We start from the raw sequence: 14,384 nt of genomic DNA, 5'->3' as shown, positions 1-14,384 counted from the left end.
TGGGCGGGGGAGTGTTGGGCCATGGCCCTGTTTCGTTTGCCGTCTAATGGACCCGCTGCACTGATGCCGCGCGGTCACGGGCTGCTGCTGCGGGCGCCGCAGATGTCGGATTTCCCGCAATGGGCGCAACTGCGCGAATTCAGCCGCGCCTATCTCACCCCATGGGAACCGATCTGGCCCTCCGACGACCTGACCCGCGCGGGCTTCCGCCGCCGGCTGCGCCGCTACACCGAGGATATCGCCGCCGACCGCTCCTATCCGTTCATCATCTTCCGCGAATCGGACGGGGTGATGATCGGCGGCATCACGCTCGCCAATGTCCGCCGAGGCATCGTGCAGGCCGGCACGATCGGCTATTGGGTCGGCCTGCCGCACGCCCATCGCGGCTACATGACGACGGCGCTGCGGGTGCTGCTGCCCTCGCTGTTCGGCGAGCTCAATCTGCATCGCATCGAGGCCGCCTGCATTCCCTCCAATGCGCCGTCGATCCGCGTGTTGGAGAAGTGCGGCTTCACCCGCGAGGGCCTCGCCCGGCGCTACCTCTGCATCAACGGGATCTGGCAGGACCATTTGCTGTTCGGCCTGCTGCACGAGGATTTCCGCGGCTGAATCATAAGCCTATTGGCTGATGGCCGGCGCCGCCCGGTGTCTTCTAGATGCCTTGTTACGCCTTGGGTTCGCCGCCATTGCCTTGCTATAACGCCCGCGAAACGGGGAACCGGGTTTGGAGATTTGAGGGTATTGATGGCTGACAGGGTGATCAGGTTCGCGCTCGCGGCGGCGGTATCGATCGGACTCGGTGCCACCCTGCTGCCGTCAGCTGGCTCGGCGCAGTCGCTCAGCGACCGCTTCAAGAGCCTGTTCGGCGGCGGTTCGTCTGACCAGGACAAGCCGGCCGCGCCCGCGGCGCCGCAGCAACTCAACGACGCCGACGCCGAATTGACCTGCCCGCCGGTGCAGATCCGTTCCGGCGCCTCGACCTATTCCGTGGCCGCGAGCGGCAAGGAAGCCGTCGGGAACGACGTCAAGTTCCTGGCCTCGATCACCCGCACGGCGCGGCAATGCAATCTGGGCGGCGGCATGATCACCGCCAAGATTGGTATCCAGGGACGGATCATCGTCGGTCCGCAGGGCGCGCCGCCGAGCATTCAAGTGCCCCTGCGCGTCGCCGTGGTGCAGGGCGGCGTCGGCGAGAAGACGATCATGACCAAGGCCTACACGACCACGGTGCAGATGGACGAAAGCGGCAGCGTGCCGTTCAGCCTGGTCGCCGAGGATGTCGTCTATCCGGCGCCGTCGCCGGCCGACAACGACAATTACATCTTCTATATCGGGTTCGACCCGCAGGCCCTGAAGCCGGAGCCCAAGCCCCGCGCGCCGCACAAGAAGAAGTAGCAGCACAGCGTTTTCCAGCGGAGCGGGTACCGGTTCGCGTGAAGAGAAACGCGTCAAAACAAAAGTGCGCCGCGCGGCGCGGCCAGATTTGAATAAAGAAAAAGGCCGGCGCGATCAGCTCGCGCCGGCCTTTTCTGGAAGGAAGTGGGATCGCGTCAGTTCAGCTTGGAGCGGACTTCGGCGATGCCCTTGCCGACGAGGTCGTCGGCAACCGAGCCCTTGACCGACTGCGACAGGATGGTCGAGGCGGCGGTCACGGCGGCGTTGGCCGCGGCGGCGCGGACGTCGGCGACGGCCTGGGCCTCGGCCTGGGCGATCTTGCTCTCGGCGGTCTTGGTCCGCCGGGCGACAAAATCTTCCATCTTGGTCTTGGCCTCGGCCGCGATCCGTTCGGCTTCGGCCTTGGCGCTGGAGATGATCTCCTCGGCCTCGCGCTCCGCGCTGGCACGGCGCGCCTTGTACTCGCCGAGCAGCTTGTTGGCCTCGTCCTTCAGACGGCGGGCGTCCTCCAGCTCGGCCTTGATGCGCTCGGCACGGTGGTCGAGCGCCGTCAGCACGGTGCGATGGACGCCGAGGTAGCCGAACACGATCAGCAGAATGACGAAGGCGATCGCAACCCAGGTTTCCGGTTCGTAAAACATCGTCTATCCCTTCAGCGACGCGTCGACGGCGCTGTTGACCGCATTGGCGTCCGGCGTGACGCCGGCGAGTTGCTGGACGATGGCGCCGGCCGCATCCGCCGCGATGCCGCGGACGTTGCTCATGGCGTTGGTCCGGGTCGTGGCGATCTGCTTCTCGGCATCCGCGAGCTTGGCCGCCAGCTTTTCTTCCAGCGCCTTGCGTTCGGCTTCCGAGGCCGCGTTCAGCTTCTCGCGGGTCTCGTTGCCGATCGCCTGCGCGTTGGCGCGCGCATTCGCCAGCTCGGTCTCATAGGCCTTCAGCGCCGCGTCGGACTCGTCCTTCAGCTTCTGCGCCTCGGCCAGATCGCCCTCGATCTTGTTCTGGCGTGCATCGATCGTCCCGCCGACGCGCGGCAGTGCGATACGCGACACGATCAGATAGAGCGCGACAAATGCGATCGCCAGCGACACCAGCTGCGAGGCGAAATTGGACGAATCGAACGGCGGAAAGGCTCCGCCGTGATGTCCGCCATCGGTCTCGGTGTGGGCGCCGGCTTTCTGGCCTTTTGCCTCGCCATGACTCTCAGCCATGGTGTTCTCCTGTTGCTGTCATGCGCGCCGCCCTTGGTATCACCTTTGGGCGGCGCGACAGGTTACCGCTAAAGCGGAACCGGGGTGCCGCTCAGAGCGGAACGAACAGCAGGAGCAGCGCGATCAGCAGCGAGAAAATGCCGAGCGCTTCGGTCACGGCGAAGCCGAAGATCAGGTTGCCGAACTGGCCCTGAGCGGCCGAGGGGTTACGCACCGCAGCGGCGAGGTAGTTGCCGAAGATGATGCCCACGCCGACGCCCGCACCGCCCATGCCGATGCACGCGATGCCCGCGCCGATAAGTTTTGCTGCTGCCGGTTCCATTTGTAGCTCCTTGAGAAAGATAGACAGATTGGTGGGTGGAGATTCCCCGGACCGCTTAGTGTCCCGGATGAATGGCGTCGTTGAGGTAGATGCAGGTCAGGATCGCGAACACGTAGGCCTGCAGGAACGCGACCAGCAGTTCGAGGGCGTACAGCGCGATGGTGAGCGCCAGCGGCAGCACGCCGCCGACCCAGCCGAGCGCGCCCAGCGAGAAGCCGAGCATCGCGACGAAGCCTGCGAACACCTTCAGTGCGATGTGGCCGGCCAGCATGTTGGCGAACAGACGAACGCTGTGCGAGACCGGCCGCAGGAAGAACGACAGGACCTCGATGAACATGACCAGCGGCAGGATGTAGACCGGAACGCCTTGGGGGACGAAGATGCTGAAGAATTTCAGGCCGTTCTTGTAGACGCCGTAGATCAGCACGGTGAAGAACACCAGCAGCGCAAGCGCCGCGGTGACGATCAGATGGCTCGCGATCGTGAAGGTGTAGGGGATGACACCGACCAGGTTCGAGACGCAGAGGAACATGAAGAGCGAGAAGATCAGCGGGAAGAACTTCATGCCTTCCGAGCCGGCCGTGCTGCGGATCGTGGTGGCGACGAACTCGTAGGAGATTTCGGCGACCGACTGCAGCCGACCCGGAACCAGCTCCCGGCCGCTCGCCAGCATCAGCAGCGCGATCAGGAGCACCGCGATGAGCATGAAGAGCGACGAATTGGTGAAGGCGATCGTGTGATTGCCGATGTGGCCGAGCGTGAAGAGGGGCTCGATATTGAACTGATGGATCGGGTCGATTTTCATCCGCGCGGCTCTTGGTCCACCGGCCGTCGTGCCGGTTATCGAATTTCAAATGTCGTGACTTCCGCCAGCGCTCAACGCTTGCCCGAGGCTACGCCCGCGGACCTCACCACGTTGACCACCCCGGCGACGAAGCCGAGCAGCGTTAACACGATGAATCCGAATGGCGACGTCGACAGCCAATGGTCGACCCCCCAGCCAATCGCCGCTCCGACGGCAACGCCCGCGATCAGCTCCGAGGAAAGACGAAAACCGAGCGCCATCGCCGAAGCTCTGGCGGCACTGTCCCCGCTTTCAGTACCGGATTGATCAGTCTTGCTCCTGCGGCTGTCGCGAATTTCTGACAACCGATGATCGAGACTTCCGAGCCTTGCGGAAAGCGCAGCTTCGTCAGGCGACGATTGATCGCGACTTCCATTTGCGCCGTCGTTGGTGTTTCCAGCCATGCTGCAAACACTAACCGATGCCGCGGATGATGGAAATTGCGCCCGTCCCCGTCAAAAGCCGCGCGGACCATACTTACCGCGTCTAATCAAGTCAAGATTGCGTCGTCACCGCTTATTGCTTTGATTCTGCTGGTTTTATTTGGAGATATTCAAGGTCAGAGTGACGCAGTGATCGCAGTGCAACAGCTTGCGTGACATTGCGCGCTGTTGCGTGGCTTTTCCCGCTCTGCTGGGATCACCGAAAGTCCCGTCCTCTTATGCAGTCAAGGTTCCGCATGTCGCGCCAGATCGACTACTACTTCTCGCTGCAATCACCCTGGGCCTATATCGGCCACAAGCCCTTCGTCCGGCTCGTAAGCACTTACGATCTCACGGTAAATTATCGGCCCGTGCTGCTGGTCGATCTGTTCTCGGAGACTGGCGGGCTGCCGCTCGCCAAGCGCCATCCGGTGCGGCAACGCTACCGGATGATCGAGTTGCAGCGCTGGCGCGACAAGCGCGGGCTGAATTTTCACCTGCAGCCGGCCAACTGGCCGTTCAACGGGCGGCTCGCCGATGGCGTCGTGATCGCGCTGCTCGAGGCGGGTCTCGATCCCGAGCCGTTTTTGCAACGCGCCTATCCCGCGGTGTGGGAGCAGCAGCTCAACCTTGCCGATCCCGCGACGCTGGAGAAGCTCGCCGATGATGCCGGTTTGCCGGGCCGGCAGCTGGTGGAGCGCTCGGGCAGCGACGCGATCAGCGCGGCCTATGAGCAGAACCGCCAGGACGCATTGGACGCCGACGTATTCGGCTCGCCCGGATATGTGCTGGACGGCGAGGTGTTCTGGGGGCAGGACCGGATCGAATTGCTCGAGGACGCGTTGAAGTCAGGCCGCAAGCCCTATAGCTCTGTGGAGTAGGGGCAGGGATCAGGTTGAGGCGGAGCAAGCCATGCCCATCGCGATGTCGTCGCCGAGATTGTCGATCGCAATTGCTGCCGTCCTGATCTCGGGCGGCGCGGCAATGGCGCAAGCGGCGCCCGACACCGAGAATGGCCGCTACGCGCTGTCTCCGGCCGGCGACGGCTTCCTGCGGCTCGACACCCGCACGGGCGCGGTGTCGACCTGCACCAATTCCAGTGCCGGCTGGGCCTGCTACATGGTGCCCGACGAGCGCGCGGCGCTGGATGCCGAGATCGGGCGCCTGCAAGCCGACAATGACAAGCTGAAGGGCGAACTTGCCGCGCGCGGGCCGTCGGCCAAGACCGACGAGGCATTGCCGAAGTCGGACCAGCTGAAGAAGCCGGAGCCGAAGGTCGCCGAAGGCGAGCGCAAGATCGAGATCCCGCTGCCGAGCGACCGCGACATGGATCGCATGATGTCGTTTCTGGAGCGGGCCTGGCGGCGGCTGATCGAGATGGCCAACCGCGTGCAGCGCGACGTCAACGGCGGCAAGATTTGAGGCGGCGTTTGCAATATCCACAGCGTCGTCCCGGCGAAGGCCGGGACCCATAACCACCGAAGCGTATTGGTTATGAAAGACATCAACTCCGAGTCTTTCGAACTTGAGGGGCCGCGGAGTATGGGTCCCGGCCTTCGCCGGGGCGACGCGTTGAGAATGCTTAGATGACCTCACCAAGAACAACGTCCCGCTCGGCGCCATCCTCCATCGCGCCAACCAGCATCGTGTCGTCGCGATTGACCGTCGAGACGCAGGGCGCCGGCTTTACTGACATCACGCGCGAGGTCGCAAAATTCCTGCGCGAGGTGCGTGCCGGCGAGGGCGCGGTGACGCTGTTCATCCGTCACACCTCGGCCTCGCTGACGATCCAGGAGAATGCCGATCCGGCGGTGCTGGTCGACCTGATGACGGCACTCGATCGCACCGCGCCCGAGGACGGCGGCTGGCGGCACGACACCGAAGGTCCAGATGACATGCCGGCGCATATCAAGACCATGCTGACTTCGACCTCGTTGCAGGTCCCGGTACTCGATGGCGGGATGGCGCTCGGCACCTGGCAGGGCATCTACCTGATCGAGCATCGCGCCCGCCCGCACCGGCGCGAGATCGTGCTGCAATTCATCGGCGCCACGCGCTGACGCGTCTTCCAGAGCAGATGAGTTTAGATCGAGTCGCTTTGGCCGCGCGCTCGCTTCACCTCTCCCCATTGGGGAGAGGTCGATTTGCGAAGCAAATCGGGTGAGGGGACTTTAGCTCCAACGAGAGCCGTAACCCCTCACCCGGCGCGGAGCCTGTGCTCGGACGGCGCAAAGCGCCGATCCGAGTGCGCCGACCTCTCCCAAGGGAGAGGTGAAGCTCCGCTGCCGATCCGGTTCAACCTAAGCTCATCGCGCTTTAAGGCCTGGCTTCCAAAACGACATCGGCCGCGGATCGCTCCGCGGCCGATGCATGTGGTTCGAAACGTCGACGGCTCAGGTCTTGGTGATGTCGACGTCCTTGGTTTCCGGGATAAACAGCGCGCCGACCACGACGGTGATCGCCGCGAAGATGACCGGATACCAGAGACCGGAGTAGATATCGCCGGTCGATGCGGTGATTGCGAACGCGGTCGCCGGGAGCAGGCCACCGAACCAGCCGTTGCCGATGTGATAGGGCAGCGACATCGAGGTGTAGCGAATGCGGGTCGGGAACAGTTCGACCAGCATGGCGGCGATCGGGCCGTAGACCATGGTGACGTAGAGCACCAGGACGAACAGCAGGCCGATGACCGACGCCACCTGCGGACGGAACACGTCGAACGGGTTCGACATCTTCACGATGCCGGCGTCACCCGCCTTCGGATAGCCTGCCGCCTGGACCGCCGCTGTGATCGCGGGGTTCGACGTCTTGGCGTCCGCGTACGGCACTTCCTTGTCGTTGACCATGATCTTCACCGGCGAGCCGGCCGGGCCCGGCACGGTGGAGTATTTCACCGACGACTGGGCAAGGAAGGCGCGGGCGGTGTCGCAAGGCGCCGTGAAGACGCGGGTGCCGACCGGGTTGAACAGATCGCCGCAGCCGGCGGGATCGGCCACCACCTGCACCTTGACCGTCTCATAGGCCTTCTCCAGTGCCGGGTTGGCGTTGGTCGTGATCATCTTGAAGATCGGGAACAGGGTGAGTGCGCCGATCAGGCAGCCTGCCAGGATGATCGGCTTGCGGCCGATCCGGTCGGACAGGGCGCCGAACACCAGGAAGAAGCCGGTGCCGAGCAACAGCGACCAGGCGATCAGGAGGTTGGCGGTGTAGCCGTCGACCTTGAGGATCGATTGCAGGAAGAACAGCGCGTAGAACTGACCCGTGTACCAGATCACCGCCTGGCCCATGGTCAGGCCGAGCAGCGCGAGGATCACGATCTTGGCGTTGCTCCAGGTCGCGAAGGCTTCGGTCAGCGGCGCCTTGGAGGTCTTGCCTTCCTCCTTCATCCGCTGGAACACCGGCGACTCGTTCAGCCGCAGACGGATCCAGACCGAAATGCCGAGCAGCAGCACCGACACCAGGAACGGAATGCGCCAGCCCCATTCCGCGAAGTCCTTCTCGCCGGTGATGGTGCGGGTGAACAGGATCACCAGCAGCGACAGGAACAGTCCGAGCGTTGCCGTGGTCTGGATGAACGAGGTGTAGTAGCCACGCTTGCCGGGCGGTGCATGCTCGGCGACGTAGGTCGCGGCACCGCCATATTCGCCGCCGAGCGCGAGGCCTTGCAGCAGGCGGAGCGAGATCAGGATGATCGGCGCCGCGATGCCGATGGTCTTGGCGTTGGGCAACAGGCCGACGATGAAGGTCGACAGGCCCATGATCAGGATGGTGACGAGGAAGGTGTATTTGCGGCCGACGATGTCGCCGACCCGGCCGAACACGATCGCGCCGAACGGGCGAACCAGGAAGCCCGCGGCGAAGGCCAGCAACGCGAAGATGTCGCGGGTCGCCGGCGGATAGTCGGAGAAGAACTGCGCGCCGATGATGCCGGCCAGCGAACCGTAGAGATAGAAGTCGTACCACTCGAACACGGTGCCGAGCGACGACGCGAGGATGACGAACCGTTCATCCTTGGTCATGCCGGCGGGCCGCGCCGAAGTTGCAGTCATAGTGGACATCTGGATAGCTCCCCCCGAGTTGTTGCTGCCATGCTCGCCCCGCCTGGCGGGTTAGGCTCGAATGAGCCTCAAGCTTGAATTAAGGGTAACATCGCAGTGAAACCCGCCCCAATAAGACTTTTGGCTTTTGCACGGTCGAACTTATCTTGAGAGGTGAGGCCGGGGTGGAACGCCCCGGCCTGCGTCTATTGCGGCGCACAAGCTGAGCGGGTTAACTGCGTTGGCATCTGGTATTATCAAGCACTTGCGTGATACTGCCGCGCGGGCCAAAACCGAACCGCGCGGGTTTGCTGAAATCCGCTAGTGGGACTGAGATGACTGCTACTGCCAATACTCATCTTGTCATCGCCGACGACCATCCGCTGTTCCGCGATGCGTTGCGCCAGGCGGTGTCGAGCGTCGTGAGTTCGGCCACGATCAGCGAGGCCGGATCGTTCGAGGATTTGACCGCGCTGCTGGAACGGGACACCGAGGTCGACCTGATCCTGCTCGATCTGAGCATGCCGGGGATCAGCGGCTTTTCCGGCCTGATCTATCTGCGGGCGCAATATCCGGCGATTCCGGTCGTGATCGTCTCCGCCAGCGACGATGTCGGAACCATCCGCCGGTCGCTCGATTTCGGCGCCTCCGGTTTCATCCCCAAGCGCTTCGGCGTCGAGACGCTGCGCGATGCCATCATGAAGGTGATGGAGGGCGACGTCTGGGTTCCGCCGGACACCGATCTGTCGGCTGCCGGCGATCCCGACATGACCCGGCTGCGCGACCGCCTGGTGACGCTGACCCCGCAGCAGGTGCGGGTGCTGATGATGCTGTCCGAGGGGCTGCTCAACAAGCAGATCGCCTATGAGCTCGGCGTCTCCGAAGCGACCATCAAGGCTCATGTCTCGGCCATCCTGCAGAAGCTCGGCGTCGAAAGCCGCACCCAGGCCGTGATCGCCGCCGCCAAGATCGCCGGCGGCCAATGGCGCCAGGGCACGCCGCCGACTTAGGTCCCGGTCAGCTCCAACTGCGATTGCCGGGCTCGAACCTCGGCATTGCGGGTCAACGGGCGGCGCGAATGCGCGTCCGATGGCAGGCGTCCGCGACGTCATCCAGCTCTCCACCTGAAGTGTGCGTTGGTCGAAAACCGAGTATCCTGCCCGGCATCGGCCCGTGAGAGGCCGTTTGCTTTTGGGGAGAACGCTATGATCTCTGCAACTCGTGTCGCCGGATTGTCTCTGGCTGCGGCAATCCTTCTCGGTGCCGGCGCTTTCAATTGCGTTCAGGCCAAGCCGCTGATGATCGTCGGCCTGGACGAGAAACTGTTGTGGGACGACGACGGCAAGCCGGTGTTGTCAGCGTCCGGCAAGGATCAAGTGCTGATCGTCGATCTCGCCGATCCCGAGAACCCGAAGATTGCGGCTTCTCTCCCATTGAAGAACTCAGTGGTCGGTCCCCCGGTCAACGTCGCTATCGATCCGACCGGAACAGTGGCGCTGGTCGCGGATTCGGTCGACGTGGTCAAGGAGGGCGACGCTCTGAAGCAGGTGCCGGACAACAAGATTTATGTGATCGATCTCAAGACGACCCCGCCCAAGCTGGCGGCGACCATTACTGGCGGAAAGCAGCCATCAGGGTTGAGCTTCAGTCCCGACGGCAAGATGGCGTTGGTGGCCAACCGCGGGGACAACTCGATCAGCGTACTTTCGGTCAACGGCACTGACGTCAAGATCACCGACACGCTATCGATGCCTGACAGCGTCGCGCATGTCGCGTTCGCGCCAGACGGCAAGCACGCGCTGGCTGTGCGTTTTCCCGCGCACAAGATATCGGTGCTCGATATCGCCGGCGACAAGGTCACCTACACCAAGATAGACCTGCCGGCCGGTCAATGGCCTTACAACGTCGCAGTGACCCCGAACGGCAAGATCGCGTTGACGTCGGACAATGGCAACGCGGGCGCGTCGGACGGCAGCGTCGACACGACAAGCGTCATCGATCTCGAAGCGAAGCCGCCGCGCATCATCGATCGCGTGGTAGTCGGCGATGGACCGGAGGGGCTTGCCATCAGTCCGAAGGGGGATCTCGCAGTCTCTGTGATCCTGCGCGGCTCGAACATGAAGAATGCGTTCTTCCACGAGAAGAACGGCAGCGTCTCGGTCCTGAAGATCGACGGCAAGAAAGTGACCAAGACCGGAGATATCGAAGTCGGCGGACTGCCGGAGGCCGCGGTGTTCACGCCTGACGGAAAATACATCCTGGTCGGGAACTACCTCAACCAGGACTTCTCGGTCCTCAAGGTCGACGGAACGAACGTCACCGACACAGGCAAGCGGTTTCAGGTGCCAGGGCACCCTGCGTCGGCCAGAATGGGGCCGAACTAAACCGTCGCTTGATGATCTTGCGCTGGAGCATGTGGTTTCTGGTTGAGACGGCCACACCACATGCTCGCTTCACCTCTCCCGCTTGCGGGCAGGGCAATCGCATACGACGTCCGCAAACTCTGGGGCTGACGTTTCCGCGAGCCATGGCCGGGCTTGTCCCGGCCATCCACGTCTTTCTTCAGATGCTCACTCCGCCGCCACCATCTGCTGCGTCCGCCACTGCCCGAGCAATGCGCGCAGCGAGGCGGGTTTGACCGGCTTGTTCAGCACGGCGATATTTTCCTCGCGCGCGGCGGCCCGCACCGCGGGGCTGCGGTCGGCGGTGATCAGGATCGCCGGGATGTTGTCGCCGAAGCGGCGGCGGATCTCGCGGATCGCGGCGACGCCGTTGCCGCGGTCGAGATGATAGTCGACCAGCACGCCGGTGACGCGGCCGCCGGCGGCCTCGATCGCGCTGATCGCGCCGTCGGCATCGAGCACCGCGATCACCTCGGCGTCCCACGCCGTCAGCAGCGTCTTCATGCCGTCGAGAATCGCGGGATCGTTCTCGATGCAGACGATCAGCGAGCCGCTCATCGGCGTCTTCGACAGCGGCGTGGCGCTGGTGACGGCCGCGGTATGGTTCACCGCGGTCGCGACCGGCACGGTGACCGAGAATGCCGAGCCGCCGCTGACATTGGCCGAGATCGCGATGCGGTGGTTGAGCACGCGCGCCAGCCGCTCGACGATCGATAGTCCGAGGCCAAGGCCGCGGGCGATCCGGGCCCCCTGCTCGAGGCGGTGGAATTCCTTGAAGATCTCGCCGCGCTTCTGCACGGGGATGCCGACGCCGGTGTCGAAGATGCCGATCTGCAGCTTATCGCCGCGGCGGCGGCAGCCGATCAGCACGCGGCCGCGCGGGGTATATTTGATCGCATTGGAGATGAAGTTCTGCAGCAGCCGGCGCAGCAGCGAGCGGTCGGATTCGACCGGCAGCGAGCAGGCCACGAAGCGCAGATCGAGGCCCTTGTCGCGGGCGATCGGCATGAACTCGATCTCCAGCGAGCGCATCAAATCGGCCATCCGGAAGCTCGTGATCGCCGGCGTCATGGCGCCGGCATCGAGCCTCGAAATGTCGAGCAACGCGCCCAGGATGTCCTCGATCGCCTCGAGCGAGTCGTCGATGTTTTCGACCAGCCGCGAATCCTCGCCGCCGTTCTGGCGCTCGACCAGACTCGTGACATAGAGGCGTGCCGCATTGAGCGGTTGCAGGATGTCGTGGCTGGCCGCCGCCAAAAAGCGGGTCTTGGAGGCGTTGGCGTCTTCCGCGACGCCCTTGGCGAGCGCAAGCTCCGAATTCAGCCGCGTCAGTTCCTCGGTGCGGTCGCGCACCCGCTTTTCCAGCGTCGCATTGGCGCGCTCCAGCGCCTCGGCGGCCTCGAAGCTCGGCGTGACGTCGGAGAAGGTGATGACGAGGCTGCCGCCCGGCATTCGGTTGGTGCGGACCTCGATCACCAGATGGCGGTCGGTGAAGCGTTCCAGATAGGGCTCGCCCTCGGTGGTGTAGGCGCGCAGCCGCGCCTGCAGCAGGCTGTCGCCGTCGCCGGCCACCGGCGGACTGATCGCCCCCATGAATTCCAGGATCTCGGGCAAGGGTATGCCGAGCTGCACCAGATGCGGCGGCAGTCCGAGCAGTTCGGAGAACTGGCGGTTGGAGCAGATCAGCTGCAAATCGGCGTCGAACACCGCGATGCCCTGGCGCACGTGATTGAGCGCGGTCTGCAGGATCTCGCGGTTGAAGTGCAGCGCGGCGTGGGAATCGTCGAGCAGCTTCAGCGCGGCCTTGGCCGACACCGTGCGCCGCTGCAACAACAGCGACATCACGAGCCGCGAGGACGCCGCCCCGATCGAGGACGCGATCAGCCGCTCGGCGTGCTGCAGCAGCTCGAAATCGGCCGGCGCCGCCGCCAGCAGCACGATGTTGCGGTCGACGGCGAACGAGGCGAACGCCTCGCGGGTGCGGTCGGGGCCGAGATACTGCGTCACCGTGCTCTCGATGTCCTGCACCGTCACCGTGGTGCGCCAGCGCCGGAAGCTCGGAGCGATCGGCGCCAGCGCGTTGGGCACGAACACATCGGCCTGCAACAGCTCGATCGCGGACGGCGCGCGCGCCAGCGAGAACAGCACGTAGGTGAGGATGTTGAGCGCAAGGCTCCACAGCACGCCGTGCAGCAGCGGCGGCAAATCGGCGCCGAACAGCGCCTGCGGCCGCAGCGCCTCGATCCCGAACGGCCCGTGCTGCAACAGCATCAACCCGGCGGTCGAGTTTTCCAGGAAGCTCGGGATGAACAGCGTGTAGAGCCACGTCGCGAAGCCGACCAGCATGCCCGCCATGGCGCCGCGCGCGGTGGCACGGCGCCAGAACAGGCCGCCGAAGAACGCCGGCGCGAGCTGGGTGATCGCCGCAAAGGACAAAAGGCCGATCGCGACCAGCTGGGTGTTGCCGAGCGCGCGATAGTAGAAATACGCCAGCACCATGATGGCGAAGATCGAGAAGCGGCGTGCTTTCAGCAGGAAGTCGCCAAAGTCCTTCTGGCCGGCGCGGGCGTCGTCGCTGCGCGGCAGCACCAGCGGCAGCACGATGTCGTTGGAGACCATGATCGACAGCGCGACGCATTCGACGATCACCATCGCGGTCGCCGCCGACAGCCCGCCGACGAACACCGCGAGGCTGAGCAATTGCGAATTGCCCTCGATCGGCAGCGCCAGCACGAACATGTCGGCATCGACGGCGCCGAACGGGAAGATGACGAGGCCCGCGATCGCGATCGGAATCACGAAGATATTGATCGCGATGAGGTAGAGCGGGAACAGCCAGCGCGCCCTTGTGACTTCGGCGGGCGTCGAATTCTCGACCACGCTGACATGGAACTGGCGCGGCAGCAGCATCACCGCGCAGAACGACAACAGCGTCATGATCAGGAAATTGCCGATCGACGGCACATATTCGATCGCGCGCACCGCTTCCGGCGTCTTCAGGGCGCGCTCATAGAGCTCGACCGGTGAGAACATCCAGAAGGTGACGAAGGCGCCCGCGGCGATGAAGGCGACCAGCTTGACGATGGATTCGGCGGCGATCGCCAGGATCAGGCCGTGCTGGTGTTCGGTCGCGTCGGTGTGGCGGGTGCCGAACAGCACAGCGAACACCGCCATCGCCAGTGTCACCATCAGCGCGATGTCGCCGATCACGGGGATTTTCGAGAACGCCTGGTCCTCGCTCAGGATGGTCTCCAGCGACGAGGCCATCGCCTTCAGCTGCAGCGCGATATAGGGCACCGAGCCGATGATCGCGATCAGCGCCACGGTGGCCGCGACCGCCTGGCTCTTGCCGTAGCGGGCGGCGATGAAGTCGGCGATCGAGGTGATGTTCTGCGACTTGGCGAGCGCGATCACCCGGCGGAGCAGCGGCGTGCACAGCCCGACCATCACGATCGGGCCGACATAGATCGCCAGGAAGTCGATGCTGGTGCGGGTGGCGAAGCCGACCGAGCCGAAGAAGGTCCAGGAGGTGCAGTAGATCGCCAGCGACAGCGGATAGATCCAGTGGCTGGCACGGCCGCGCTCGCCCGCCGGCGTCCGGTCGCCGCGGCTGGCAATGAAGAACAACAATCCGATGTAGGCGAACGCCGTGGCGATGACGCCCCAGTCGTGCAGCATCGCTGCTCATCTCCTGTCCCGGCCGCCAAAAAGGGCCGGATCTCAGGATTATAACGCAAAGGCCGGCCGCGCG

At 64.3% G+C, this 14,384-nt stretch carries 14 protein-coding genes; 7 read left to right on the top strand and 7 right to left on the bottom strand.

Translation table 11 applies throughout. The features are described 5' to 3' along the window. Positions 1 to 21: 21 nt before the first annotated feature. Positions 22 to 609, top strand: coding sequence for a GNAT family N-acetyltransferase (locus BI327_RS27040; protein WP_076864349.1), 588 nt, complete (start codon positions 22 to 24; stop codon positions 607 to 609). A gap of 135 nt (positions 610 to 744) precedes the next feature. Then, positions 745 to 1,395 (top strand): hypothetical protein, encoded by a 651-nt coding sequence (locus BI327_RS27035; protein WP_076864348.1) that lies wholly within the window; start codon positions 745 to 747, stop codon positions 1,393 to 1,395. 155 nt (positions 1,396 to 1,550) lie between these two features. Here BI327_RS27035 and BI327_RS27030 read toward each other — a convergent pair whose 3' ends face one another. The 5 genes from BI327_RS27030 to BI327_RS27010 all read right to left on the bottom strand — a co-directional run bounded on the left by BI327_RS27030 (position 1,551) and on the right by BI327_RS27010 (position 4,176). Further along, on the bottom strand, positions 1,551 to 2,036 hold the full coding sequence (locus tag BI327_RS27030) for a F0F1 ATP synthase subunit B family protein (RefSeq protein WP_076864347.1): 486 nt from the start codon (positions 2,034 to 2,036) through the stop codon (positions 1,551 to 1,553). Between the two features lie 3 nt (positions 2,037 to 2,039). Continuing rightward, positions 2,040 to 2,606, bottom strand: coding sequence for a F0F1 ATP synthase subunit B (locus BI327_RS27025; RefSeq protein ID WP_076830944.1), 567 nt, complete (start codon positions 2,604 to 2,606; stop codon positions 2,040 to 2,042). A gap of 91 nt (positions 2,607 to 2,697) precedes the next feature. After that, positions 2,698 to 2,928: a F0F1 ATP synthase subunit C gene (locus tag BI327_RS27020; protein ID WP_016847054.1), complete on the bottom strand. Its 231-nt coding sequence runs from the start codon at positions 2,926 to 2,928 to the stop codon at positions 2,698 to 2,700. Between the two features lie 55 nt (positions 2,929 to 2,983). Next, a complete protein-coding gene (locus tag BI327_RS27015; protein WP_076864346.1) occupies positions 2,984 to 3,733 on the bottom strand; it encodes a F0F1 ATP synthase subunit A in 750 nt (249 codons plus the stop codon). Between the two features lie 71 nt (positions 3,734 to 3,804). Further along, entirely contained in the window at positions 3,805 to 4,176 is a 372-nt protein-coding gene (locus BI327_RS27010) for an AtpZ/AtpI family protein (protein ID WP_076864345.1), read from the bottom strand. Between the two features lie 275 nt (positions 4,177 to 4,451). On the opposite strand from BI327_RS27010, the gene BI327_RS27005 reads away from it, so the two are divergent. The 3 genes from BI327_RS27005 to BI327_RS26995 all read left to right on the top strand — a co-directional run bounded on the left by BI327_RS27005 (position 4,452) and on the right by BI327_RS26995 (position 6,254). Next, positions 4,452 to 5,075 (top strand): 2-hydroxychromene-2-carboxylate isomerase, encoded by a 624-nt coding sequence (locus BI327_RS27005; protein ID WP_076864807.1) that lies wholly within the window; start codon positions 4,452 to 4,454, stop codon positions 5,073 to 5,075. A 31-nt stretch (positions 5,076 to 5,106) separates the two neighbouring features. Beyond that, entirely contained in the window at positions 5,107 to 5,616 is a 510-nt protein-coding gene (locus BI327_RS27000) for a hypothetical protein (protein ID WP_076864344.1), read from the top strand. Positions 5,617 to 5,780: 164 nt separating this feature from the next. Then, on the top strand, positions 5,781 to 6,254 hold the full coding sequence (locus tag BI327_RS26995; RefSeq protein WP_076864343.1) for a secondary thiamine-phosphate synthase enzyme YjbQ: 474 nt from the start codon (positions 5,781 to 5,783) through the stop codon (positions 6,252 to 6,254). A 333-nt stretch (positions 6,255 to 6,587) separates the two neighbouring features. Here BI327_RS26995 and BI327_RS26990 read toward each other — a convergent pair whose 3' ends face one another. After that, positions 6,588 to 8,213, bottom strand: coding sequence for an MFS transporter (locus BI327_RS26990; RefSeq protein ID WP_394329892.1), 1,626 nt, complete (start codon positions 8,211 to 8,213; stop codon positions 6,588 to 6,590). A gap of 353 nt (positions 8,214 to 8,566) precedes the next feature. Here BI327_RS26990 and BI327_RS26985 point away from each other — a divergent pair, with 353 nt between their 5' ends. Both BI327_RS26985 and BI327_RS26980 read left to right on the top strand, forming a co-directional pair. After that, positions 8,567 to 9,241: a response regulator gene (locus BI327_RS26985; RefSeq protein WP_076864341.1), complete on the top strand. Its 675-nt coding sequence runs from the start codon at positions 8,567 to 8,569 to the stop codon at positions 9,239 to 9,241. 45 nt (positions 9,242 to 9,286) lie between these two features. After that, the gene (locus tag BI327_RS26980; RefSeq protein WP_245334951.1) at positions 9,287 to 10,615 is read left to right on the top strand and encodes a lactonase family protein; all 1,329 of its coding nucleotides are present in this window, start codon (positions 9,287 to 9,289) and stop codon (positions 10,613 to 10,615) included. Positions 10,616 to 10,801: 186 nt separating this feature from the next. On the opposite strand, the gene BI327_RS26975 is transcribed toward BI327_RS26980, so the two are convergent. Then, a complete protein-coding gene (locus tag BI327_RS26975) occupies positions 10,802 to 14,311 on the bottom strand; it encodes a PAS domain-containing hybrid sensor histidine kinase/response regulator (RefSeq protein ID WP_076864339.1) in 3,510 nt (1,169 codons plus the stop codon). Positions 14,312 to 14,384: the final 73 nt, after the last annotated feature.

The sequence above is a fragment of the Bradyrhizobium mercantei genome (genome assembly GCF_001982635.1).
Taxonomy (GTDB): Bacteria; Pseudomonadota; Alphaproteobacteria; order Rhizobiales; family Xanthobacteraceae; genus Bradyrhizobium; species Bradyrhizobium mercantei.
This window is presented reverse-complemented; position numbering and strand designations above follow the sequence as displayed.